Consider the following 23,198-nt stretch of genomic DNA (forward strand, 5'->3'; position numbering starts at 1 on the left):
ACTTCTCGATGGAAAACCCGGGTCAGTTCCGGGTGGAAATCAACAATATAGGCAATTTGCTTGTTCACGTACTGAGTGGTAAGCTGATCAGTCTTCCGCTTTCTATCCCAGTAGGTTCGATAGGCTTGCGCAACTTGTGAAGTGATCTCGGCCATGAACCTGTTGCCGACCACGGTGATGAACGCCTCCGTCGCCCGCAAGTACTTGTTGCGCCACTCCCGAAGTTGGCGGCCGTTCTTCGCAGCGATCCGGTCGGCGCGGATGCGCTCGTTCACGGCAGGCATCTCTGACACCAGGAGCCGGGGCAACTTCCCGTGGCCTAGGGGGGCTGCTCCGCCTGGCGAAAGCCTGCCCTCCACAATTTTTTCCAGAAGCTCAAGAAGTATCCTGATCGCCGGGTCGGGAGGAAAATCAGCGCGTGAGACAGATTCGACATCATCTGTCGGGTGGGCTCGGCCCTCCCAGGGGAAGCAAGGGGCCGGCCCCACCTGGCCGCGCAGGCGTGCCTCCCAGGCTTGATGAAGCGCGCGATAGGTCAACGTGTGACGCGCCCTCGCCTCGATGAGACTGTCCGTCCGAAGCGACATTGTAACCTCTCGCCGCGCTTCCACTACTCGGAAGCGCGCAGGCGTTCGCACGCGGAGATGATAAATCCTGCCCCGTCTCTTGATGCCCCTTTCTCGCATTCAGCGCCCCCAAACCGCCCCACAGACTGCCCCACATGAAAGGCCACTTCACAAATCACGCCCACTCTCTGAACCGGCGCAAGTCGTTGACTTCGTGTAACTTGCACAATAGGAAGCACCCCGCCGTCCGAGGTCATGGATGCCCTTCTGCGGCACCACAACTTCCGAAATCGCACCATTGCACAGCCGACAGTCGCCGTGCAGCCGAAAGCGGGCCCGGGCATCCCCGGACCGGCTGTTCCGCATTCCGTCGATTACAGCAGGAAGTCTGAGGCGGTCAGGGTCATTGATTGAAGATCTGGTTAACGCCGCGCCGCCGCGCCGCGCAGGGCGAGCGCCAGGATGCCTGCGGCGGCGATGGCGATCACCAGCCAGTTCCGTACGGGCCAGTTGGCGGCGATGACGCCCACGAGCGCCCAGCCGACCGCGACAGGATAGGTCCAGACGTCGGGCCGCCGCCCTTGCACGAAAAGCGCGACCAGCAGCAGGAGGGGGAGCATGATCACCGCCGCGACCTGCGGCGACAGGAAGCCGTAGCCGCTGAGCACCACGCCCACGGCGGTCCCGGTGGCGGCGGTCAGCCAGCCGGCATAGAGCCCCACGGGCGCGGACTGCCAGGCGGAGCTGGTCTTGCCGGTGCGGATCAGCGCCGCGATGGCCGCGGCGGCCATGGCCACGATCATCACGGTCGCGAGTGCCGGCGACCGATCCGCAGCGGCAATCCAGAAGACTCCGATCCCGAGGCTCAGCGCCAGCGGTCCGCGCATCGGCTGCCAGTCAGGCGCATCGGCCGCGCGCCAGAGACCATAGGCGCTGCCCGCGATCAGCCACAGATAGATGATGCCCCAGATCGAGAACGCCCACCCCGCCGGTTGCACCGGCCAGAAGTCGTTCACGACGGGAAACTGGTCGCGGGTGAAGCCGTTGAAGCCGTCGCTCGCCAGCGGCGACAGCGCGAACGCAACGGCGAGCACGAGGACGAGAAGCGGGAGGGTTCGGCGCAACTGGGCGGCTCCTGCACGGAAGGCCGGGCGCGGACGGCCGCGCCCGGCAAGCGGTCACAGCGTGACGTTCGCCTGCTTGTCCTTGTAATCCTCTTTCGGGTCGATTCCGAGGAGCGACTTGACCCCCGCGGCCAGGCTGCTTCCGTCGAGCCAGATCTCCGCGTTGTCGGCATCGAGCCGCAGCAGGCGGATCTTGGGGTCGTCCTTGCCGTCCTCGAACCACGCGGCGGCGCCGGGGTTCCACAGCTTGTCGATCATCGCCCGGTCCTGCGAGACGGAGAGCCGCCCCTGGATCGAGGCGTAGAGCTTGCCCTTCGCCGCGAAGGTCGCGATCGCGGTGCCGCCCGAGCCGGCCTTGTCCACGATGGCGCTGTCGGAGGACGCAAAGAACCAGATCGGGCTGCGCTTTTCGTCGATCACGGCGGCCATGGGGCGGGCGAAGCCGTTTTCCACCCCGTCGACGCCCAGCATGACGATCCCGTCGTCCTTGAGCGCCTGCCAGAACTTCTCTTCGATTTCGGTCGCGTCGGTCATGACTGTTTCCTTGTCCTGTTCGCCACCGAACGTGCGCGTGAAAGGCAAAGTTTCATCCCGCCGCGCGGCAGGGGCGCCTTGTCGCAGTCGCGCAACCGCCGTGCTGCGGACAGGCTGCAAGCCGGGGCGCCGTCCGCCTTGGCCCCCGCTTCGCGTCACCGGGCGGAAAGCAGTTCCGGCACCGACAGCAGCATGAACTCGTTGTCCGCGGCGCGGCCGATCTCGCGCCCGCCCGAGAACGGCAGGTTGTTGTCGTTCCCGACCAGGATGTGGGTGTCGTCCACACGCGCCACGTCCTCGATCGTGAAGAACGGGAAGCCGAGCGTGCCGTCCTCGCGCGCGGTACCGGGCAGCGCGCGGCCGTCGGGGTCCGCGATCGCCAGCAGGTCGATCTGGCCGATGCGGCGGATGAAGCCGTCGGCGTCGGTGCTGGCGGTATCCACCAGCACCACGTTCTTCACGCGCGCGGGCTGCGGATAGCAGCCGGACATGTCGGTCGCGCCTTCGGCGCAGGCACGCGCGGCATCCCCCTCGCCGTTGTCACGCTCGATCACCAGCGCGCGGGTTTCGTCGATGAAGTTGAAGTCGCCGATCGCGGTCGCCCCTTCGGACAGGCGGAACCTGTGGCTGTCGCCGGTCCAGTTGGCGGTGCCGGTGTCGAAGGTCAGCACGCGCAGGAAGCTTCCCTCGGGCTGGCCATCCTCGCCCAGCACCGGCTTTTCCAGCATCGCCCACAACAGGTCCGTCCCCGGCTGCAGCGCCATGCCTTCGTACCCGCCCGAACGCTGGACGCGGAAGTCCTTGCCGGGCTGCGCCGGAACGACCGTGCCGGGCGTGTCGGGGCCGGTCAGCGGCTTGCCGTCCAGCATGGTCTGGTGGACCGACAGGATCCGCCCGTCGAGCGCCACGCGCAGGATGAAGGGGCCGAACTCGTCGCCGATCCAGATCTCGCCATCCAGGAACTGGATGCTTTCGGGATCGAAGTCGGCGCCGGTCAGGTAGCGGGCGTCCGTGCCCTCGTTCGCGATGCGGAACGGGACCTTGCGGTCGGGGTCGCGCAGGAACACCGTCTCCTCGCGCGCCACGGTGCCGGCGTCGAAGTCGGGCTTCATCCGGTGGAAGAACAGCATCGCGTCGGGGCTGTTGATCTTCGACCCGAAGCCGTTGTCGGTCAGCACGTACCAGCTTCCATCCCCGGCCCGGTTCATGGCGAGGCCGGACATGCCCTGCACCGGCTGGCCGATGAACGGCAGAGAGATGCCGGTCCCGTGGCCGCCATAGGCGGCGCCGACATCGCCCGGGACGGACATCGGCTGCTCGTTCCGGCCCTTGCCGGTGAACTTGCCCGAGATCCACAGGTCGCGCGGCGCGTCGGCGGGCGGCGCGGCCAGCGTCATCGCCGGCAGCATCGCGTGGCCCGCGAGCGTGGCGGGAAACGTCTGCGGCGCGTCCTGCGCAAGGGCGGGCAGCGCCGGCGCGAGGACGGCGAGGATCGCGAGGGCGGATCGCCCTGCAGGGGTGGAACGCATCGGTCAGGTCTCCGCTTCAGGTCGGCTCTCGCGCGGTGCTAGCCGCGAAGGCTGACAGGAACGCGACGGAAATGCGGCAGATGCGTGTCAGTCAGCCCCACCCCGTCTCAGCGCGGGGCGGCGTAGACCGCGGCCCAGAACCGGGTCTTGCCGTCGGCGCCGACCGCCTCGCCGATGCCCATGTGGCGCATCTGCGGGATGACGATGTTCGCGTGGTGCCCGGTCGAGACGTTCCATTCGTGCAGCACGCGGTTCAGGTCGAAGTGCCCGGCGGCGATGTTCTCTGCCGTGACCGACGGCGCATAGCCCATGGCCTTCAGGCGCGGCGCGGGGCCGTGGGTCGTGCTGCCCACATGGGTCATGCGGCCGCGCCGGGCCATGTCGCAGGCGTGGCCGGCCGCCGCCTGCGCCAGCCGGTCGTCGGCCCAGACCGGGGGCAGCCCGGACGCCGCCCGCGTGCGGTTGGTCGCGGCGACCGCCACGGCGTTCTGTTGCGACGTGGTCGCATGACAGGTGGCAGCGCCCGCAGCCAGCAGCTGCATCGCATGGGGATCTTTCCCCTGCACGGCCGGCGCAGGCGCGCAGCCCCCCAGCGCGGCCGTGGCAAGCGCGGCCGCACCCAACATCTGCTTGAAGTCCATCCTGTCCCCCCGGATCGGCGTTTTCCGAAGTGTTACCCTAGGAACGTGTGTTCGCTCAATCACAGGTTGCAGAGTATTTGAAGAATGCGACTGACGCTGCGTCGGCAGGCGGATCACGACCGAAAGCTTGATGAAGTGCCCTGCTTTGGACCATGGTCCATGGCTAGGCGCCAGGGAGGGGAAACATGGCCTTCAGCAGCATTGCGGATCGCGACCGCGTCGAAAGCCGGCCGTACGAGACGCAGGACGTGCCTGCCACGATCTACCGGACCCTGACCCGTACGAAGGACAGGTTCCCGGCGCGCCCGGCGCTCAGCTTCCAGTTGCTCTCCGACCCGCACTCGCGCAGCTGCACCCTGACCTGGAACGAGCTGCACGAGCGCGTGACCGAGACCGCGAACCTCTTCCGCGACCTCGGCGTTGGGCCGGGCGACACGGTGGCCTACCTTCTCCCGAACTGCCCCGAGGCGGCGATCACGCTGCTGGCGGGCGCCACCGCCGGGATCGTCAACCCGATCAACCCGCTGCTGGAGGCCGAGCATATCGCCGCGATCCTGCGCGAGACGCGGGCCAAGGTGCTGGTGACGCTGAAGGCCTTTCCAAGGACGGACGTGGCGCAGAAGGCCGCCGACGCCGCGGCGCTGGCGCCGAACGTCAGGACGATCCTGCAGGTCGACCTGAACCGCTACCTGGGCGGGCCGAAGAAATGGCTCGTCCCGCTGGTGCGCCCGCGCGTCAAGGTCGCGCACAAGGCGAAGGTCGTGGACTTCGAGGCGGCGGTGTCGAAGCACCGCCACGACGCGCTGTCGTTCGAGGACCCGGAACAGGACCGCGTCGCCGCCTATTTCCACACCGGCGGCACGACCGGGACCCCCAAGCTGGCCCAGCACAAGGCGTCGGGCATGATCTACAACGGCTTCCTGGGCGGCTCGCTGCTGTTCGACGAAAACGACGTGCTGATGTGCCCGCTGCCGATGTTCCACGTCTTCGCGGCCTATCCGATACTGATGAGCTGCGTCTATTCGGGCGCCCATCTCGTCATGCCGACGCCCGCGGGCTATCGCGGCGACGGCGTGTTCGACAACTTCTGGAAGCTGATCGAGCGCTGGCGCGCGACCTTCCTCATCACCGTCCCGACCGCCATCGCGGCCCTGATGCAGCGCCCGGTGAACGCGGACGTGTCGTCGCTGCGGACCGCCATCTCCGGGTCGGCGCCGCTGCCGATCGAGCTCTACAACCGCTTCAAGGCCGCGACCGGCGTCGAGATCGCCGAGGGTTACGGCCTGACCGAAGCGACCTGCCTCGTCAGCTGCAACCCGGTGGACGGGCTGAAGAAGGTGGGATCGGTGGGCATCCCCCTGCCCTACACCGAGGTGCGGATCCTGCGCCGCACCCCCGAGGGCTTCCACGAGTGCGGCACCGACGAGATCGGCGAGATCTGCGTGTCGAACTTCGGCGTCTTCGAGGGCTCGATCTACACCGAGGCCGACCAGAACCGCGACCTGTTCGCCGATGGACGGTTCCTGCGCACGGGCGACCTCGGCCGGCTCGACCCCGACGGCTACCTGTGGATCACGGGGCGCGCGAAGGACCTCATCATCCGCGGCGGGCACAACATCGACCCCGCCGTCATCGAGGAGGCGCTGACCTCGCACCCCGCCGTCGCGATCGCCGGCGCGATCGGCCAGCCCGACGCCTTCGCGGGCGAACTGCCCTGCGCCTATGTGGAGCTGGTGGGCGGCGCGTCGGCCACCGTGGACGACCTGCTGGAACACGCCCGCGCGCACATCACGGAACGCGCGGCGATGCCCAAGCATGTCGAGATCCTGCCCGAACTGCCCAAGACCGCCGTCGGCAAGGTCTTCAAGCCCGAACTGCGCAAGATGGCGATCAAGCGGGTCTACGACGCCGCGCTGGACGGCTGCGGCAGCCATGTGACCGAGGTCGTGGACGACAAGAAGCGCGGGCTGGTCGCGAAGCTGTCCCGCGCGCCGGGCTGCGACGAGGCCGCGGTGACGGAGCGCCTGGGCAGCTTCACCCGGCCCTGGGACTGGGCGCAGGACCGGACGTAACAGGCCCGCGTTTTTCCTTGGGGGCGCGGCGGTTCGGGCGCATGCTGGCGGCCCACCGTCTGCAAGGAGAGAACCATGGCTTTCCGTGGATGCGCCCCGGCGATCATCGCCACCCTCATGGCCGCAGCGCCTGCCTTGGCCCAGCAGGCCCCGTCCCCGCCGCCTCCGGCCACGACCGCCTCCCCCGCCCCGGCAACGGGACCGGCGGCGGAACCGGGGACCGAGCCCGCCACCCCGGTGATCCGGCCGGCGAGCGGGTCGGGCTGCGGCAAGGGCAGGCTGCTCACGTCGTGAGGCGCCACGTCCGGGTCGCGTGACCTGACGCGCCGTCGCGGACGTCAGGCGCAGACAGCGCCATGTTCCGGTGCATCAAGCGTGATGGCACCTGAAGGATGGGCGCGGCGTTGGTCCCGGCCATGACCGAGGACCACCCCACCTGCCCGCTGTGCCTGCGCCCGATCCCCCCGGGCGTCCCGCAGAGCCGCCACCACCTGATCCCCAAGCTGCGCGGCGGCAAGGGCGGCGAGACGGTGCTGCTGCACCAGGTCTGCCACACGACGATCCACAAGACGCTGAGCGAGACGGACCTGGCGCGGAACTACGCGACGGTGGAGGCGCTGCGCTGCCACCCAAAGCTGCGGCGGTTCTTCGACTGGGTGGGGAAGCGGCCGGTGGGGTGGCGGGGGAAGGTGCGGTGAGGCGCCTGAGCTAAACCGTTAAGTATCGCAAGAACCGTGAGCCTTCAGTGCCCGAGATTGATGACATTGCGTTTATCAACTCAAACATTTTGTCACCAAATTCGCGGGCTTTTAATAGAGAGTCCTTATAATATCCTGGATCCGACATTTTTTCGTACAAACTATCCTTCGAACAGTCGGTTTCCTGAAGAAACCAACTATACATTTCTTGCAGTTCCCGCACGAGCAAGTCGACCCTGCCGCTTTGGGACGCCTGTATGTCTTCCAGCCTCTGCATGGGCGTTCGCCCAAGAATGGCAAGCGCTCGATCTGCAGTGACGGTATCAGAGTTCCCGAACTCGGCCTGCAAACTTAGTACTGCCGAGAAACAAGTCAGCAGTCTACTGAACTTCAGCTTCAGGTTCTTAGCCCGTCTTTTTGCGGGATCTCTAGCTTCACCTGCTTCATAGTTGACGCACAGCGTCCGCCAAAACCGCAAGATATCGTTCGTTAAAAAGGCTGGCAGAAAGCTCCCGCTATGATCAGCATAGTCCACCCAATACCTTTCGATGCACTCTTGCCTGACAAGCTCGTACGCACTACTGCCGAAAATAGCTTTGCTCTCCAATAAAAGAAGCAGTCGCCCTGTGAATGTATTGTTAGCATCGTCGTCCGGCTTTCCCAATCCCACTAGATAATCGGACAGAGAGTGAACTCTCAGGTAGTTCCCGTCCCCATCCAAATTCGGCAAACGGAGCTCTCTATTCGTGTGAACAATTGAAGCCAGCAGTTCGATTTCTTCAAGGCCACTCAAAAGTCGTCTGCCGGTAACGTTCTCTTCCAAAGACACTATAAACACGTCCAAGTCGCTGAAGCTTGAAGCATCGCCTCGACCGAAAGATCCGGTCGTGTAAATACAAATGCGCGTCGCTAGGTCATCCGGGTTACACCATTGGCTAATCCGTTGCTTTAAGAGCTTTGACGCTTCGTGGCGAATATAGAAGGAACGATCGCTTCTGGAAGCTATTTGGTCGACCATCAGTCATCACCATGAGTTTAAAAAAAATGTTTGCTTGTTCAATGGCATCATCGAGGGCGTTGTGAGTATGAGGAAGATCCGACCGCAATGCTGAAGGTAGCTGCGATTTTGACGACATCGAGATTGGCGCCCTGCCTTTGACCGCGACTGCCGTTTTTAGATCGAAACAGCCTGAATGACCGAAAGGCGATCCTTGACGCGTGAACCGTGTAAAATACCAGTGCACCCATAGCCAATCAAACGATGCGGGATATGCAACAAAAATTGGCCGATTGTCACCTGAAACCTCATCGATCCAGTTGCAAGCACTTTCCATCGCCTCTTTTGGATCTGTCCCTTCATTGGCCAATCTCCGTCTATCAAGACCGTTCACATGAAGAGCCTCATACTCGAACTCATCGCTTATGGGTTTAATTTCGACATAAAACGTCTTGTCAGGACGAGGAGTCAATTCCATTGACCTCCCATCGAAACTGCCACAATAGGCCATTCCCAAAGCAAGCATCGAATAAGGGCCGGGAATTGGTCCGTCGGTCTCAACATCTACTGAGATGTACGCATCGCCATTTTTGATGTCCGCCATGGCCTATCTCACCTCGTAAACTTCTTATACTTCACCCGCTTCGGCTCGATCGAATCCGGCCCCAGACGCCGCACTTTGTCGGCCTCGTACGCCTCGAAGTTCCCCTCGAACCACTCCACGTGCGCGTCGCCCTCGAACGCCAGGATGTGCGTGCACAGGCGGTCCAGGAAGAAGCGGTCGTGCGAGATGATGACGGCGCAGCCGGCGAAGTCCTCCAGCGCCGCTTCCAGCGCCTGCAGGGTCTCGACGTCGAGGTCGTTGGTCGGCTCGTCCAGCAGCAGGACGTTGCCGCCCGATTTCAGCAGCTTCGCCATGTGGACGCGGTTGCGCTCACCCCCGGACAGCAGCCCCACCTTCTTCTGCTGGTCGGTGCCCTTGAAGTTGAACGCGCCGCAATAGGCGCGGCTGGCGATGGTCGCGTCGCCCAGCGCGATGATCTCGGCCCCGCCCGAGATTTCCTCCCACACGGTCGCTTCCGGGTTCAGCGCGTCGCGCGACTGGTCCACGTAGGACAGCTGCACCGTCTCGCCGACGACGATCTGGCCCTCGTCGGGCTGTTCGTTCCCGGTCAGCATCCTGAACAGCGTGGACTTGCCGGCGCCGTTCGGGCCGATCACGCCGACGATGGCGCCGGGCGGGATCGAGAACGACAGGTCCTCGATCAGGAGCTTGTCGCCCATCGCCTTCTTCAGGCCGGTCACGTCGATCACCTTGCCGCCCAGCCGCTCGCCGTTCGGGATGACGATCTGGGCGTTGGCGATCTTCTCTCGCTCGGACTTCGACGCCATCTCGTTATAGGCGTTGATGCGGGCCTTGGACTTCGCCTGCCGCGCCTTGGCGCCGGCGCGGATCCAGTTCAGCTCGCGCTCCATCGACTTCTGCTTGGCCTTGTCCTCGCGCGCCTCCTGCTCCAGCCGCTTGGCCTTCTGTTCCAGCCACGAGGAATAGTTGCCTTCCCACGGCACGCCACGGCCGCGGTCGAGTTCCAGGATCCAGCTGGTGATGTCGTCGAGGAAGTAGCGGTCGTGGGTGACGGTCAGGATCGTGCCGGGATATTCGATCAGGTGCTTCTGCAGCCACGCGATCGTTTCCGCGTCGAGGTGGTTGGTCGGTTCGTCCAGCAGCAGCATGTCGGGCTGTTCCAGCAGCAGCTTGCACAGCGCGACGCGGCGGCGCTCGCCCCCCGACAGGCTTTCGACGTCGGCATCGTCCGGCGGGCAGCGCAGCGCGTCCATCGCGATGTCGACCTGGGTGTCGAGGTCCCACAGGTTCTGGCTGTCGATCTCGTCCTGAAGCTGCGCCATCTCGTCGGCGGTCTCGTCCGAGTAGTTCATCGCCAGCTCGTTGTAGCGGTCGAGCTTGGCCTGCTTGGCGCGCACGCCTTCCATGACGTTGCCGCGCACGTTCAGCGCGGGGTCGAGCTGCGGCTCCTGCGGCAGGTAGCCCACGGTCGCGCCCTTGGCGGCCCATGCCTCGCCGGAAAAGTCCTTGTCAATCCCGGCCATGATCCGCAGCAGCGTGGATTTCCCCGCGCCGTTGACGCCCACGACGCCGATCTTGACGCCGGGAAGGAAGTTCAGGTGGATGTTCTCGAAGGTCTTCTTGCCGGAGCCATAGGCCTTGGACACGCCTTCCATGTGATAGACAAACTGTTGGGCCATGATCCGCTCCTGTCCGCTGGTTGCGGCCTATCTAGGCGATCACCGGCGCAAGTTGAAGCGCCGCAACGCAACGGATGCGGCGCGTCGATGGTCAGTCGATCTCGCGGTCGAGGAAGCCGCGGATCTGCTCGCCCGCCAGCGCGATGTTGACGATCCCGTCCAGGTGGCCGCGGGTCCCGTTGATCTCCACCACCTCGACCGGGGTGCCGTCGGACCGGATGATGCTGGCGGTCTCGCGCACGGCGTCGCCGGGGAAGACCTCGTCCTCGTCGGTGTGGACGATCATCACGGGCACGTCGATGGCGAGAAGGCCTTGATACGGGCTCTCGCCCCCGCCGCCCTCGCCGTCTGCGCCGCCCGCGCCGCCCTTGCCGCCCGCCACGAAGAGCTGGTTCGCGCGGATGAGATACAGCAGGTGGTTGGCGTCCGACGTCGCCGCCCGCGCCGCCCCGCCGTCGTTCAGCGTCTTCACGACGGCGAACTCGTTCTCCATCGCATCCGCGGGGTCCGCGCCGTCCTAGGCCCAGTCGCGGCCGAAGGTGGGGTCGGTCCATTCGCGCGATCCCGCGTGCAGCGTCACGATCTTCAGCGCCTGCGCAAGCCCCGCGTCGGGCGCCGTCCCCTCGTAGTAGTCGCCGCCGTTCCAGTTCGGATCAAGCCGGACGGGCGATCCCCAGATGTCGAGCCAGGCGATCAGGTTCGCGTCGGCCCAGCCCGCGGCGATCACGGGGATGACCCGCTCCAGCCGGTCGGGATAGCGGGCGGCCCAGTCATAGGCCTGCAGCCCGCCCATGGACGGGCCCATGACGGCGCGCCATTTCTGGATGCCGAGCTGGTCCATCAGCCCCTTCTGCGTCTCGACGAAGTCGCCGATGGTGACGATGGGGAAGTCCATTCCCCAGGGCTTGCCCGTCGCCGGGTTCACGGTCGCGGGGCCGGTGGTGACGACGGTCGGGCTTTTCGCGCCGAGGTTCACCGGCGTGTCGGCGGAGACGACGAAGTACTTGTCGGTGTCGATCGGCTTGCCCGGCCCGATGATCGCGTCCCAGTAGCCGGGTGCCGCGTCGCTTTCGGCGTACTTCCCGGCGGCGTGGCTGTTGCCTGAAAAGAAATGCGTGATCAGGATCGCGTTGTCCCTGGCCTCGTTCAGCGTGCTGTAGGTCTCGTAACCCAGCGTCATCTCGGGGATGGTCGCGCCGCCCTCGGTCGTGAAGTCGGTCAGCGTGAACTGCTGCTTCTCCACGATCCCGTCCAGCGCCGCGGCCGGCCCGGCGATCGCGGCCACGGCCGCCGCAAGTATCAGCTTGTGCATGTCTCGTCTCCCTCTCTCCCTGTGCGGAAGTAGAGCCGGGCCGCATGCCGCCTGTCCAGCGCCGTGAGCGCGTCAGCGGATCTGCGCGGCGAAGTCGCGGCCGAACTGACGCTCGATGAAGTCGAACTGGTGCTCCATCCGCGCCCGCAGCGCCGAGCGCGCCTCGTCGGGGACCGACAGCGTCGAGGTCGAGGCGAAGACGCGGCTGCCGAGATTGCGGTAGTCATGCGGGGCGAGGCCGAAGAACAGCTCCACCTGCCGCATCAGGCCCAGGGGATCCGACGCGATGCGCCCGAACGGCACGTAGAGCAGCCGGTCCGCGCCGAAACGCGCGTTCCAGCGCGGGACGTAGGCCGCATAGTCGCCCCGGTCCAGCAGCACCGGATCCTCGATCTCGGCCAGCCAGTCCTCCACGCTCGCGGGACGGCGGCCGTTCCGCGACAGGTTCATCTTCAGCTGGCTGACCGCCCGGTCGACCGGGTGGCGAAGGATGTAGACGAACTTCGCGTTCGGCAGGAACTTCGCCACGAAGTCGACGCCCTCGTCGGGAAGCGTCGAATACTCCGGCGTCACGTCCAGCGCTTTGGTGCCCTGCGGCGCGGGGGCGAAGACCTGCTTGTACCAGTGGTTCGTGAACATCTCGCCGCGCGTCACGCGGTCGAGATAGGCGGCGAGGTCCGGGGGCATCTCCTGCCCCTTCGCCTCGTAGCGCCTGGCGATGTTCTGCTTGCCGCGGCGGAAGTGCCAGGGCAGCCACTTGCGGTGCTCGGGCACGAAGCGGTAGTTGAAGAACTGCACTTCCTTGAACGGCGGCGACCAGACCTGCGGGTGCTGCGACAGCATCTGGCTGAGCCAGGTGGTCCCCGCCTTCTGCGCGCCGATCCCGATCAGCTCGGGCTTGCGCGGCTTGCCGTCGGGGTTCCAGCCGGCCGTCAAGCGGTCCCCCACAGGTCGTAGTCCGACGCCTCGTCCACCGTCACCGTCACCAGATCGCCGGGCTTCAGCGTCTCGAACCCCGCGTCGATGAACAGGTTGCCGTCGATCTCGGGCGCGTCGGCCATGGTGCGGCAGGTCGCGCCGTCGGCATCCACGCTGTCCACGATCACCTGCTGGCGGGTGCCGACCTTGGCCGCCAGCCTGGCCGCGGATATCGCCTGCGACTTTTCCATGAAGCGGTTCCAGCGGTCCTGCTTCACCTCGTCCGGCACGTGGTCGGGCAGGTCGTTCGCGCGCGCGCCCTTGACGTTTTCGTACTTGAAGCAGCCGACGCGATCCAGCTGCGCCTCGTCCAGCCAGTCGAGCAGGTACTGGAACTCCGCCTCTGTCTCGCCGGGGTAGCCGACGATGAAGGTGGACCGCAGCGTGATGCCGGGGCAGGCCGCGCGCCATGCCGCGATCTCGTCCAGCGTGCGGGCAGAGGCGGCGGGACGGGCCATGCGCTTCAGCACGTCCGGGTGCGCGTGCTGGAACGGGATGTCGAGATACGGCAGCACGCCGCCGCCCGCCGCGGCCGTGTCCGCCATCAGCGGGATCAGGTCGCGCACATGCGGATAGGGATAGACGTAGTGAAGCCGAACCCAGGCGCCCAGCGCGCCGAGGTCGCGGGCAAGATCGGTGATGTGGGCGCGGTGGCCGCGATCCGTCTCGTGCCGGCGATCGAGCCCGTAGGCCGAGGTGTCCTGCGAGATCACCAGCAGTTCGCGCACCCCCGCCTGCACCAGTTTCTCGGCCTCGCGCAGGACCGCGTGGGCCGGGCGGCTGACGAGGCGGCCGCGCATGTCGGGGATGATGCAGAACTTGCAGCGGTGGTTGCAGCCCTCGGAAATCTTCAGGTAGGCGTAGTGGCGCGGCGTCAGCTGCACCGGGGACGCGGGCAGCAGGTCCACGAACGGATCGGGCGCGGGCGGCACCGCGGCATGGACCGCGTCCAGCACCTGCTCGTACTGGTGCGGCCCGGTGACGGCCAGAACCTTCGGGTGCGCGCCGGTGATGTAGTCGGGCTCGGCCCCGAGGCAGCCGGTGACGATCACGCGGCCGTTTTCCACCAGCGCCTCGCCGATCGCGTCGAGGCTTTCGGCCTTGGCGCTGTCGAGGAAGCCGCAGGTGTTCACGATCACCGCGTCCGCGCCCTGGTAGTCGGCGCTGATCGCATAGCCCTCGGCCCTGAGCCGCGTCAGGATGCGCTCGCTGTCCACAAGCGCCTTGGGGCAGCCGAGGCTGACCATGCCGATCGTGGGCTGGCCGTCGCGCCGGATGTCGGCGGGGACGGTCGCGCGCGCGAGATCGGGTCGCAAAAGCGGGGGATTCTGGGCCTGAAGCTGGGTCATGGGCGCGCATATAGCGTGGCGCGGGCCGGACGCAAAGCGCCGCTCTCCGGATCGTGCCCGGCGCGGGGGTTGCATCGCGCCGCGCCCGCGTCAGAGTGGGGCGATGACGCGCAACCTTCACCTTCTCGTCGCGGCGGCGCTGATGCTGGCGGCCTGCGTCCCGGTCCCCGCACCCCCCGGCGATCCGGGGCGGGCCCCGCCCCACGTCCCGCGCGCGCCGGTGCCGCACCGGCTGATGCCGGCGGCCGTGGCGGCCGAGCCCATCGTCATCATGAACAACAAGGGCGGCAACGTCCTCCGCGCGATCTCGCGCCGGGACCAGCTTGCCGCGTCGGGACGCCCGGTCGAGGTGCGCGGCTACTGCCGCTCGGCCTGCACGATCTACATCACCCTGCCGAACGCCTGCCTTGGCCCCGGCGCGACGGTCGGGTTCCACGCCCCGCGCATCCCCGGCACCCAGATCGTGCCGCCGATCGTGGACGAGCTGATGGCGCAGTACTATCGGGGCGGGATCCTGCGGAAATGGCAGGACGAATGGCGGCATTCGCTGTCGATGAACAAGATCTCGGCCGCCGAATACAAGCGGCTGGATCCCCAGGTCCGCATCTGCCGGAGCTGAGGCCCGGACCCGCGCCGGCCCTCAGCGGGGCGGGATCGCGAGCCCCGCGTCCGCCATCAGCCGGTCCGAGGCGGTCTCGACCAGCGGCTCGATCCGGGGCAGCAGCCCGGCCGACGGAAGGCCCGGCGCGACCGGCTCGAGAAACTCGATCACGGCGACGCCGGGGCGGATCCGCATTCCGTCCCGGGGCCAGAACATGCCAGCGTTGGTCGCGACCGGCTGGCACGGCAGGCCCGCCGCGGCATACAGCGCGGCGACCCCGCCCCGCCACGGCCGCCGCTCGCCCGGTTTCGTGCGCGTGCCCTCGGGATAGATGATGAGCTGCCCGAGGCCGCGCCGCATCGCCTTCTGCACCGCCGCGACCATCGCGGTGCGCGCCGCCGGGCCGCGCGTCCGGTCGATGGGAACCGAGCCCACCTCGCGCGCGAACCAGCCCATGACGGGAACGCGCATGATCTCCTTCTTCATGATGAAGGCGCGCTGGGGGCAGGCCTGCGCGATCGCCAGGATGTCGAGGAAGCTCTGGTGCTTGGCCGCGACGATGCAGTCGAAGTCGGGCGGCGTGCCCCGCACCTCGACCCGGACGCCGAAATGCCAGCGCGCGGCGCGCAGCATGTAGTCGATCCAGACCTGCGAGACCCGCAGCGCGCCGATCCGGCCGTGCCGCCGCGCCTTGGGCAGCCCCCACAGGCCGAGCACAAGCGTGGCAAGCCCGACATGGACGTAATAGGTGGGGGTGCGCAGCCACCACAGCGCGGGCAGCCGCCCGGGACGGTAAGCCTGCGCCGGCACGTCGCGCAGCGGGCCGCCGCCGCCGGGCATCTGCGCCGGGATCTGTCCGGGAACCTCGCGCAGCCTGTCCATGCCGGAGCCGTCCGGGGCGGCGCGGGGGTCGGCGTGGGCGTCGGCGCGGGGGGCCGTGTCGTGGTTCATCACCGCACCTCGCGCAGCATCCGCAAGGCGGCGCGGCGAGTGGCGAGAAAGCCCACCACGGCCGCGACCGGCGGGATCATGAGCGGCCAGAGCCAGCCCCAGCCCTGGAACCCGAGCCCGGTCAGGAACCCGCCCGCTGCGGTCATGTCGGGCAGCGCGGCGATGGCGAGCATCCCCGCGACAGTTCCGGCGGCGGCGCCCAGCGCCGCGCGGCGGGTGAAGCGGCGCACGAAGGCGGTGGCGATGGTGATGTCGCGCGCGCCGATCAGCCGCAGGACCTTGATCACCTGCCCGTTCGCCGCCAGCGCCGCGGTCGCCGCGAGCGTGACCATCGCCGTCGAGACCGCACCGATCAGCCCCAGCGACAGCCAGCCCAGCATCCGCAGACGGCTCGCCGCCGTGACGAGCGGCCGGCGCCAGGCGGTGTGGTCGTCCAGCACCGCGCCGGGCGCCTCGGCTTCCAGGCGCAGCTGCACCGCCTCGTGATCGATGCCGCCGGATGCCATCTGCACCTCGATCAGGCGCGGGATGGGCAGCGCGTCGATCGGCATGTCGGGGCCGAACCAGGGGGCGAGCAGCGCCTCGACCTCGTCGCCGGGCAGGGCGCGGGCGGCGTCGACGCCGGGGGTGGTCGTCAGCACCTCGAGCGCGGCGGCGGTCCGCGCCTCCAGCGCCTCGGCCGGGGCGGTCACGCGGACGGTCGCGGTCTGCGCCAGCCCCTCGGCCCAGCGGTCGGCAAGCCGGCCCGTCGCAAGCGCCAGCGCCAGCGCGAAAACGGCGAGGAATGCCATCACGCCCGCGCTGAACGTCGTGAGCGTCGCGGTGTACCCGGTTGGCGGCACGATCCGGTCGGCCATCCCCCCCTCGCGGCTGGTCATGCCGCGCCACAGCGTCGAGAGGTCCAGCCCCCGCACGGGACCGATCGGCAGTTGCTGCAACTTGCGGAACGGCCCCTTCACAGGTCCGCCCCCGCCGCTTGCAGCCGCTTGCCGGCGATCCGCAGCACCCGGGCCTGGACGTGGCTTTTCGCCGCGCGGACCAGGTTCAGGTCGTGGGTCGCCAGCAGCACCGTCTTCCCCGACCGGTTCAGCTCGACCAGCAGTTGTAGAAGCCGCATCGACATCTCCCAGTCGAGGTTGCCCGTGGGTTCGTCCGCAAGGACCAGGTCGGGCGACAGGATCACCGCGCGGGCCAGCGCGGCCCGCTGGCGCTCGCCCCCCGACAGCGACGGGGGCAGCGCGCGGGCATGGGGGGCAAGCTGCACCCACGACAGAAGGTCGCGGATCGCCGGCAGGTCGATCGGCTGCGCCGACACGGTCAGCGGCAGCGCCACGTTTTCCGCAACCGGCAGGTGGTTGAGGAACTGCGCGTCCTGGTGGACGACCCCGATCCGCCGGCGAAGCGCGGCAATCCCGTCGCGGTCGAGCGCGGCCACGTTCTGTCCGAAGGCGGTGACGATGCCCGCCTGCGGCAGCAGGTCCGCGTAGGCCATCTTCAGGACGGTGGTCTTGCCGGACCCGGACGGGCCCGTCAGGAAATGGAAAGAGCCCGGCGGAAGGTTCAGCGACAGGCCGCGGAACAGCTCTGCCCCGCCACCGTAGCCGAAGCTCACGTCCTGCATGTCGATCACGCGTTTCTCCTTTCGCGCCGGGACCGGCGTCGGCGGCTTCTTGGCGGCCGGACCGGGCGTTGATAGAACGTCCCGGCGGCGAACGCCAGAAAGCCGCAGCCCTGCCATGCAGGGATCCCGGCGCGACGGACCTGCCGGGACGAACGAGGGGGACGGATGCGGCTGACCTGCCCGCGCTGCGGCGCGCAGTACGAGATCGACGGGGCCGAGATCCCGGCCGCCGGTCGCACGGTCGAATGCACCGCCTGCGGCAACACCTGGCGCCACGTCCCCGACGAGGCGCGGCCGCTGCGGCTGGTGCCGGCCGCGCCCGCGCCCGAGATCACGGGCGTCCCCGAGGCGTTCGACGCCGCCGACCGCCCGGTCCTGAACCGCCCGCTGAACGAATCGGTCCTGTCGATCCTGCGCGAGGAAGCCGGGCGCGAGATCAGCGCCCGCCGTCGCGACGCGGGCGCAGCGGACGCCGGGGCCGCCGGGGTCGCCGACGAAGCGGACGAGGACGACGATCCCGACTACTCCCCGCCGCCGCTGCCCGCGCCCGGCACCGATCCGGCGACCGACGCCGCGACCCGGATCCCGCCATTGGGCGTGCTGCCCATGGGCGACGACGCGCTGTGGCCCGCCACCACGCTGACCCACCCGGCCCCGCCCGTGTCCGCGCACATCCTCGCCTCCCGGCTGGAGGACGAGCTGGCCGAGGAGGAGCGGGACGGGGTCGAGGACCGCGGCGCCGCAAGGGACGAGGCTGGCGGGGGCGAGGCTGGCGGGGACGAAGCTGGTAGGGCCCCGGCAGATCCGGGCATGCCGGCCGCGCCCGCAAGCGACGGTCTGCCGCTGCATGGTCGCGACCATGACCGACACGAGGACCACGACCACGACCACGACCACGACCACGACCACGACCACGACAGGCTCGGACGACCGGCGGAAACACCACAAGGCCGCCTCACGCCCGACACCCGCCCGGTCCCTTCGTCAACGCACGAGGCTCTCCTGCCGCCCTCGCCCGCGGACCCGCGCGATCGGTCGCAGATGCGGACGGTGCCGCAGGACTACGCCGTTCCGACCGAGGCCGATCCCGCCGACGCGGCGCAGCGGCGGCGGCGCGCCTATGACATCGGCTTCGGCCTCGTGCTGCTGGCCGCGCTTTTGGCCCTGGCGCTCTATGCGCTGGGGCCCCGCATCGCCGACCAGGGCGTGGCCGGTGCGCGGCTGATGGAGTGGCGGGCACAGGCCGACCAGGGGCGCGCCTGGCTGCAGGCCCGCGCCCATGACCTGCTCGACCTGCCGCGCCGCTGACCGGCAAAATCTTTCCGCCGGGCGCGACGGCGCGGCCACGGCCCGCAGCGTCGCGATACAGCCCGGCGCCACCCGGGGCACGGCGGCGCGCAGCGGCCTGTCTCAGAACCGGTCCAGCAGACGCCCCAGGTAGTCGCGCTCGTCGCGGGGGCGGTCTTGGTCGCCGCTGCGGCGGCGGATCTCGTCCTGCAGGTCGCGCGCGTGGCGGTTGGGGTCGCGCCCCTCGGCCAGCGGATCGCCGGTCGTGATCGTGCCGCCCTGCCCCGCCATGTCACGGCCCAGCGGATCGGTCTGCGGCGCGGAAAGCTGCGACGTGCCGTCGCCGCCGCCCTGCCGTGGCTGGCCCTGCTGCCCCGGCGCCTGCGCCTGCTCGCCCTCGCCCGGCTCACCCTGAGAGCCGCGGCCGCCGCCGCGCTGCAGGTCGGCCAGGGCGCGCATCCCCTCGCGCATGGCCTCGATCGCGTCGGCCTGCGCGTCCAGCGACGCGGCCGGGTCGCCGTCGCGCAGCGCCTGCTCGGCGTCCTCCATCGCCCGTCCCGCCTCGTCCAGCCGCTCGCCCGCCGCCTCGCCGGCGGGCGTGCCCCGCCCCGGCAAGAGCCCGCGCTGGCGACCGAGCTCCTCGCGGAGCGCCCGCTGCCGATCGGCGAGCGACGCCTCGTCGTCCGGCCCGCCCGGTCCACCCGGCGCATCCGGCTCGCCCCGCGAGGCTTCGTCCCCGGACGGGTCCGGCTGCGGGCCGCCGCCCTGCGGATCGCCCCCCGGCTGCCCATCCGTCCCCGGATCGTCCGACCAGCCGCCCTGCCCCTCACCCTCCGAAGGGTCGCCCTGCGGGTCGCCCAGGCTTCCGAACGGGTTGTCCTGCGCCTGCCGCATCGCCTCGTCGGCCAGGTCCTGCTGCTGGCGCAACGCGTCGCCCAGCCGGTCCATCGGCCGCGATCCCGACCCGCCCTCGCCACCCTGCGAGCGGGTGACCTGCAGGTTCTCCATCATGCGGTTGAACTGCTCCAGAAGCTCCTGCGCCTCGGCCATCCGGCCCTCGTTCATCAGGCGCTGGATCTCGTCCATCATCTGCTGGATCTGGTCGCCGCTGATCGTGCGCCCGTCCTGCGGCGCGCGGTCGAAACGCTGCGCCGGATCCTCGCCCCGCTCGGCCAGCATGTCGGTATAGGCGTCGGTCGCGGCCTTCAGCTCGTCCATGAGCTTCTGGATCTCGTCCGGGCTGGCGCCGTTGCGGATCGCCTCGGACAGCCTTTCCTGCGCCTGCTTCATCCGCTCGAGCGCGTCGCCCAGGCCGCCATCCTCGATCTGCACGGCCAGCTGCCACAGCGCCTCTGCCTGCGCGTCGCGGGCGGCGGGATCAAGGGGCGCGCCTTCCAGCGCCCCGATCACCTTGGCGATGGATGTCGTCGCCTCGGGCGAAAGGTCGGGCTCCGCACCCTCGGGCTGCCAGACGATCGTCCGCAGAAGCCGCGCGGTCGGGGCCGCGTTCTCGCGCGACCACAGCAGGTCCCGCCGCAGCTCGATCAGGGCGGCGGCGGTCGGGTCGAAGAAGCGGCGGCCGGGCAGGTCGATGCGGACCGGCGGCGCCTCCGTCGACTGGCCGATGCCGTCGCTGACGCGGTAGAGGATCGTGACGGGAAGGTTCGCCCAGGGGTGGCGCGACAGGTCGGCGGTCACCCGCCCGCGCACGTCGCGGCGTTGCCCCGCGCCCGGCAGCGGCAGGTCGAGCGCCACGGGCTCGCGCGGCTCTGGCGCGACGGCAAGGCCGAAGCGGCGGTCGACGGCGGCAAGGTCGAGCGAGATCATGGCCTGCCCCCGCTCGATCCCGTTGTCGTCGGAGGCCCGGAAATCCTGCACCAGCCGCCCGTCCACGCGTCGCTCGGGCGCGCGGCCCGCCGCGACCTGCGGATCGGTGTCGGGCAGGACCCGCACGCCGATCGACCGGCCCGCGACCGTCAGGGTGCCGTCGCGTTCGGCGGTGAACGCGGGCGCATCCTCGGGGGCGCCTGCGACCGGCGCGCCGATGTCCTGCGCGACCGCCGCGCCGCTGCCGTACAGGCGCAGGCTGACGACCGACCCTTCGGGCAGCTCGACGTCGGCGCCTTCAGGCACCGCGTTCAGGTAGACGGTCGGGCGGCGGGTATAGGCGGGCGGCGTCGCCCAGCCTTCCCATCCCGGTCCGGTCACCGGCGGCGGCGCGACGTCGCCCGGCAACGGCCGCCAGGTCGAGGCGAGGGCCGACAGCCCCTGCCCCATCTGCCCCGCGCCCCCGAACAAGGCCGCCATGGCAAGCGCGGTGAGCCCGGCCAGCCGCAGCGCGAAGGGATCGCGGCGGCTGAGCCCGGCGTCGGGTCCGACCGGCCGCGCGGCCGACGCGGCCGCGTGCATCCGGCCGAGATGCGCGCGCCACAACGCCTGTGCGCCCGCGTCATCCGCCCCCAGCGCCATCCGGTCCTGCAGCGCGGACAGCGGCGCGCCGGGCAGGGTCGCGTCCACCCGCGCCCGCGCGGCCGCCCGCCGCGGCCGGCGGAACCGCGCGAGGCCCCAGGCGGCGGCGGCAAACAGCGCCAGCGCCCAAGCTGCGGCGATGCCCACGGCCACGCGGGGCGCGGGCAGCGCCACGACCCCCAGCGCCAGCGCCGCAAGCCCCAGCGCCAGCAGCGTCAACACGGGCCAGAACGCCCGCAGCAGGCCTTCCCACCACAGCCCGGCCAGCGTCAGGCCGACCGCGCGGCGGGCGCGGGCGGGCTCGGCCGGGTTGCCCCGCCGCCCCGTGCCCGGAGCTACAGCCATTCCGGAATGACGTCGCGGGCCAGCATCTCCTCGATGCTGGGGCGGGGACGGATGACGGCGTAGCGGTCGCCCGCGACCAGCACCTCGGGCACCAGCGGGCGGGAGTTGTATTCGGATGCCATGACCGCACCATACGCCCCGGCAGAGCGGAAGGCGACGAGTTCCCCCGCCGCCAGCGCCGGAAGCTCGGCCCCGCGCGCGAAGGTGTCGCCGGTCTCGCAGACCGGGCCGACCACGTCGACGGGCGAGACCAGCGCGCCCACGTCGCGCTGCGTGACCGGCACGATGTCGTGATGCGCGTCGTACATCGCCGGGCGGATCAGGTCGTTCATGGCCGCGTCGAGGATCAGGAAGTCGCGCCCCTCGCCGCGCTTGAGGAACACCACCCCGGAGAGGAGGATGCCCGCGTTGCCGACGATGTTGCGGCCCGGCTCGATCTCGATCTCGCAGCCGAGGTCGCCGACGGTCTCGCGGATCACCTGGCCGTATTCGATGGGCAGCGGCGGGGCGGCGTTGTCGCGGCGGTAGGGGATGCCGAGTCCCCCGCCCATGTCCAGCCGCATGATCGCATGGCCGTCGCCGCGCAGGGTCCGGCACAGATCCGCCATCTTGCCGTAGGCCTGCCGGTAGGGCTCGAGGTCGGTCAGCTGGCTGCCGATGTGCATGTCGATGCCCACGACCTGAAGGCCGGGAAGCTTCGCCGCCAGCGCATAGACCTCGCGCGCGCGGGCGATCGGGATGCCGAACTTGTTCTCGGACTTGCCCGTCGCGATCTTCGCGTGGGTCCTCGCGTCCACGTCGGGGTTCACGCGCACCGCGACCGGGACACTGGCGCCGAGGGTCGTGGCCACGTCGGACAGCGCCTCCAGCTCGGGCTCGCTTTCCACGTTGACCTGGCGGATCCCGCCCTCGATCACCTGCCGCATCTCGGCGCGGGTCTTGCCGACGCCGGAAAAGACGATCCGCCCGCCCGGCACGCCCGCCGCCCGCGCCCGCGCGTATTCGCCGCCCGACACCACGTCCATGCCCGCGCCGAGGTCGCCCAGCAGCTTGAGCACCGCGAGGTTCGAGTTCGCCTTGACCGCGAAGCAGATCAGGTGGTCGGTCCAGTCGAGCGCCTGGCGGAACTGCAGGAAATGCCGCGTCAGCGTGGCCGACGAATAGACATAGACCGGCGTCCCCACCTCGGCGGCGATCCGGGACAGGGGCACCTGCTCGGCGTGAAGCTGTCCGTCGAGGTAGTTGAAGTGGTCCATCAGGCGATCCTGGCCGAGCGGAGGAAAAGGTAGAAGGGCAGCGCGCAGCCGACGCCCAGCGCAAGCGCCGGCAGCGCCAGCAGCGCCGGCCAGTTGCGGCGCACGGTGGTCTCGACCCCGCACCACAGGACGAGCGTCAGGGCCGCGACCCAGTGGTCGGGCCTTGGCGCGTGGATCGCGGCAGGGCCGAGCCCAAGCGAAACGCCCGCGCCGATCAGCGCGAGCGTCAGCCATGCCAGCCTCAGCGGGGTCAGGTCAGCGAACACGCGGCTCCAGCCCGATCAGGTCGGACCCCGACAGCGACACGGGGGCGTGACGCTGGTTGGGGTTGTAGACATAGACCTTGTCCGACACGACGGGGATCTCCTCCATCGAGCTGCCCTTGGGGCTGCCGCCGCCGCAGGCGGACAGCGCGCCCAGGCAGACGATGACGGCGAGCCGGGCGAGGCGCGGCCGTTCCATCCGCGTTCCCCGGTTCGTCGTTCCTGCCCTTGCCCCGCCCGCCGGGTTCCGCCCGGCAAGGCCACTTCTTGCGATCACGTTCATCCTGCTCTCCTCGGTCGTCGGGCGCATTCTTGCGGCGCACCGTTCCACGGCAAGAAT

The 23,198-nt window shown here is 69.2% G+C and carries 24 protein-coding genes and 1 pseudogene; 5 read left to right on the plus strand and 20 right to left on the minus strand.

Annotated features, from left to right (window positions below):
• The 6 genes and pseudogenes from ELI80_RS16115 to ELI80_RS14660 all read right to left on the minus strand — a co-directional run.
• Window positions 1–275, minus strand: a 275-nt coding sequence (locus ELI80_RS16115; RefSeq protein WP_136653059.1) for a hypothetical protein, incomplete at its 3' end; no start/stop codon positions are given.
• A 240-nt stretch (window positions 276–515) separates the two neighbouring features.
• A pseudogene (locus ELI80_RS16615) lies at window positions 516–686 on the minus strand (DUF6538 domain-containing protein); the annotation flags it as partial.
• A gap of 302 nt (window positions 687–988) precedes the next feature.
• On the minus strand, window positions 989–1,690 hold the full coding sequence (locus tag ELI80_RS14645) for a TspO-related membrane protein (protein ID WP_136653060.1): 702 nt from the start codon (window positions 1,688–1,690) through the stop codon (window positions 989–991).
• A gap of 54 nt (window positions 1,691–1,744) precedes the next feature.
• A complete protein-coding gene (locus tag ELI80_RS14650; protein ID WP_136653061.1) occupies window positions 1,745–2,224 on the minus strand; it encodes a pyridoxamine 5'-phosphate oxidase family protein in 480 nt (159 codons plus the stop codon).
• Between the two features lie 155 nt (window positions 2,225–2,379).
• Window positions 2,380–3,753, minus strand: coding sequence for an esterase-like activity of phytase family protein (locus ELI80_RS14655; protein WP_136653062.1), 1,374 nt, complete (start codon window positions 3,751–3,753; stop codon window positions 2,380–2,382).
• A gap of 107 nt (window positions 3,754–3,860) precedes the next feature.
• Complete coding sequence (locus tag ELI80_RS14660; protein WP_236641524.1) at window positions 3,861–4,394, minus strand: CAP domain-containing protein; 534 nt, start codon at window positions 4,392–4,394, stop codon at window positions 3,861–3,863.
• A 185-nt stretch (window positions 4,395–4,579) separates the two neighbouring features.
• On the opposite strand from ELI80_RS14660, the gene ELI80_RS14665 reads away from it, so the two are divergent.
• The 3 genes from ELI80_RS14665 (at window position 4,580) to ELI80_RS14675 (ending at window position 7,164) form a co-directional block, all read left to right on the plus strand.
• Entirely contained in the window at window positions 4,580–6,466 is a 1,887-nt protein-coding gene (locus tag ELI80_RS14665; protein WP_136653063.1) for an acyl-CoA synthetase, read from the plus strand.
• 75 nt (window positions 6,467–6,541) lie between these two features.
• Window positions 6,542–6,760 carry a hypothetical protein gene (locus ELI80_RS14670; protein ID WP_136653064.1) on the plus strand — a complete coding sequence of 73 codons (219 nt, stop codon included), beginning with the start codon at window positions 6,542–6,544 and terminating at the stop codon, window positions 6,758–6,760.
• A gap of 122 nt (window positions 6,761–6,882) precedes the next feature.
• Complete coding sequence (locus ELI80_RS14675; protein ID WP_136653065.1) at window positions 6,883–7,164, plus strand: HNH endonuclease family protein; 282 nt, start codon at window positions 6,883–6,885, stop codon at window positions 7,162–7,164.
• A gap of 10 nt (window positions 7,165–7,174) precedes the next feature.
• Here ELI80_RS14675 and ELI80_RS14680 read toward each other — a convergent pair whose 3' ends face one another.
• The 7 genes from ELI80_RS14680 to rimO form a co-directional block, all read right to left on the minus strand.
• A complete protein-coding gene (locus ELI80_RS14680) occupies window positions 7,175–8,182 on the minus strand; it encodes a nucleotidyltransferase domain-containing protein (protein WP_136653066.1) in 1,008 nt (335 codons plus the stop codon).
• Complete coding sequence (locus ELI80_RS14685; protein ID WP_201740662.1) at window positions 8,100–8,765, minus strand: 3'-5' exonuclease; 666 nt, start codon at window positions 8,763–8,765, stop codon at window positions 8,100–8,102. The genes ELI80_RS14680 and ELI80_RS14685 overlap by 83 nt, the downstream gene beginning before the upstream one ends.
• Before the next feature lie 8 nt (window positions 8,766–8,773).
• Window positions 8,774–10,426, minus strand: a complete 1,653-nt coding sequence (ettA, locus tag ELI80_RS14690) for an energy-dependent translational throttle protein EttA (RefSeq protein ID WP_438943079.1) — start codon at window positions 10,424–10,426, stop codon at window positions 8,774–8,776.
• A 91-nt stretch (window positions 10,427–10,517) separates the two neighbouring features.
• On the minus strand, window positions 10,518–10,919 hold the full coding sequence (locus tag ELI80_RS16240; protein WP_201740663.1) for an alpha/beta hydrolase family protein: 402 nt from the start codon (window positions 10,917–10,919) through the stop codon (window positions 10,518–10,520).
• A 24-nt stretch (window positions 10,920–10,943) separates the two neighbouring features.
• Window positions 10,944–11,738 (minus strand): alpha/beta fold hydrolase, encoded by a 795-nt coding sequence (locus ELI80_RS14695; RefSeq protein ID WP_201740664.1) that lies wholly within the window; start codon window positions 11,736–11,738, stop codon window positions 10,944–10,946.
• 72 nt (window positions 11,739–11,810) lie between these two features.
• The gene (locus ELI80_RS14700) at window positions 11,811–12,674 is read right to left on the minus strand and encodes a sulfotransferase family protein (protein ID WP_236641525.1); all 864 of its coding nucleotides are present in this window, start codon (window positions 12,672–12,674) and stop codon (window positions 11,811–11,813) included.
• Window positions 12,671–14,065, minus strand: a complete 1,395-nt coding sequence (gene rimO, locus ELI80_RS14705) for a 30S ribosomal protein S12 methylthiotransferase RimO (protein ID WP_136653068.1) — start codon at window positions 14,063–14,065, stop codon at window positions 12,671–12,673. The genes ELI80_RS14700 and rimO overlap by 4 nt, the downstream gene beginning before the upstream one ends.
• 103 nt (window positions 14,066–14,168) lie before the next feature.
• Here rimO and ELI80_RS14710 point away from each other — a divergent pair, with 103 nt between their 5' ends.
• Window positions 14,169–14,684 (plus strand): hypothetical protein, encoded by a 516-nt coding sequence (locus ELI80_RS14710; RefSeq protein ID WP_236641526.1) that lies wholly within the window; start codon window positions 14,169–14,171, stop codon window positions 14,682–14,684.
• Window positions 14,685–14,705: 21 nt separating this feature from the next.
• On the opposite strand, the gene ELI80_RS14715 is transcribed toward ELI80_RS14710, so the two are convergent.
• The 3 genes from ELI80_RS14715 to ELI80_RS14725 all read right to left on the minus strand — a co-directional run bounded on the left by ELI80_RS14715 (window position 14,706) and on the right by ELI80_RS14725 (window position 17,247).
• Window positions 14,706–15,617, minus strand: coding sequence for a lysophospholipid acyltransferase family protein (locus tag ELI80_RS14715; protein ID WP_236641527.1), 912 nt, complete (start codon window positions 15,615–15,617; stop codon window positions 14,706–14,708).
• Window positions 15,617–16,495 carry a cell division protein FtsX gene (locus tag ELI80_RS14720; RefSeq protein WP_136653087.1) on the minus strand — a complete coding sequence of 293 codons (879 nt, stop codon included), beginning with the start codon at window positions 16,493–16,495 and terminating at the stop codon, window positions 15,617–15,619. Before ELI80_RS14720 ends, ELI80_RS14715 begins: the two co-directional genes overlap by 1 nt.
• Before the next feature lie 77 nt (window positions 16,496–16,572).
• A complete protein-coding gene (locus tag ELI80_RS14725; RefSeq protein ID WP_136653069.1) occupies window positions 16,573–17,247 on the minus strand; it encodes a cell division ATP-binding protein FtsE in 675 nt (224 codons plus the stop codon).
• Between the two features lie 156 nt (window positions 17,248–17,403).
• Here ELI80_RS14725 and ELI80_RS14730 point away from each other — a divergent pair, with 156 nt between their 5' ends.
• Window positions 17,404–18,546: a zinc-ribbon domain-containing protein gene (locus ELI80_RS14730; protein ID WP_136653070.1), complete on the plus strand. Its 1,143-nt coding sequence runs from the start codon at window positions 17,404–17,406 to the stop codon at window positions 18,544–18,546.
• Between the two features lie 102 nt (window positions 18,547–18,648).
• Here ELI80_RS14730 and ELI80_RS14735 read toward each other — a convergent pair whose 3' ends face one another.
• From ELI80_RS14735 to ELI80_RS14750, 4 genes are read right to left on the minus strand one after another with little or no spacing between them, the layout of a single operon-like run.
• Complete coding sequence (locus tag ELI80_RS14735; RefSeq protein ID WP_136653071.1) at window positions 18,649–21,339, minus strand: DUF4175 domain-containing protein; 2,691 nt, start codon at window positions 21,337–21,339, stop codon at window positions 18,649–18,651.
• Window positions 21,330–22,595, minus strand: coding sequence for a diaminopimelate decarboxylase (gene lysA, locus ELI80_RS14740; protein ID WP_136653072.1), 1,266 nt, complete (start codon window positions 22,593–22,595; stop codon window positions 21,330–21,332). The genes ELI80_RS14735 and lysA overlap by 10 nt, the downstream gene beginning before the upstream one ends.
• The gene (locus ELI80_RS14745; protein ID WP_236641528.1) at window positions 22,595–22,861 is read right to left on the minus strand and encodes a DUF2834 domain-containing protein; all 267 of its coding nucleotides are present in this window, start codon (window positions 22,859–22,861) and stop codon (window positions 22,595–22,597) included. The genes lysA and ELI80_RS14745 overlap by 1 nt, the downstream gene beginning before the upstream one ends.
• Window positions 22,851–23,141 (minus strand): hypothetical protein, encoded by a 291-nt coding sequence (locus ELI80_RS14750; RefSeq protein ID WP_136653073.1) that lies wholly within the window; start codon window positions 23,139–23,141, stop codon window positions 22,851–22,853. The genes ELI80_RS14745 and ELI80_RS14750 overlap by 11 nt, the downstream gene beginning before the upstream one ends.
• Between the last annotated feature and the right edge of the window lie 57 nt (window positions 23,142–23,198).

This window comes from Paracoccus aeridis, assembly GCF_004923205.2.
Taxonomy (GTDB): Bacteria; Pseudomonadota; Alphaproteobacteria; order Rhodobacterales; family Rhodobacteraceae; genus Paracoccus; species Paracoccus aeridis.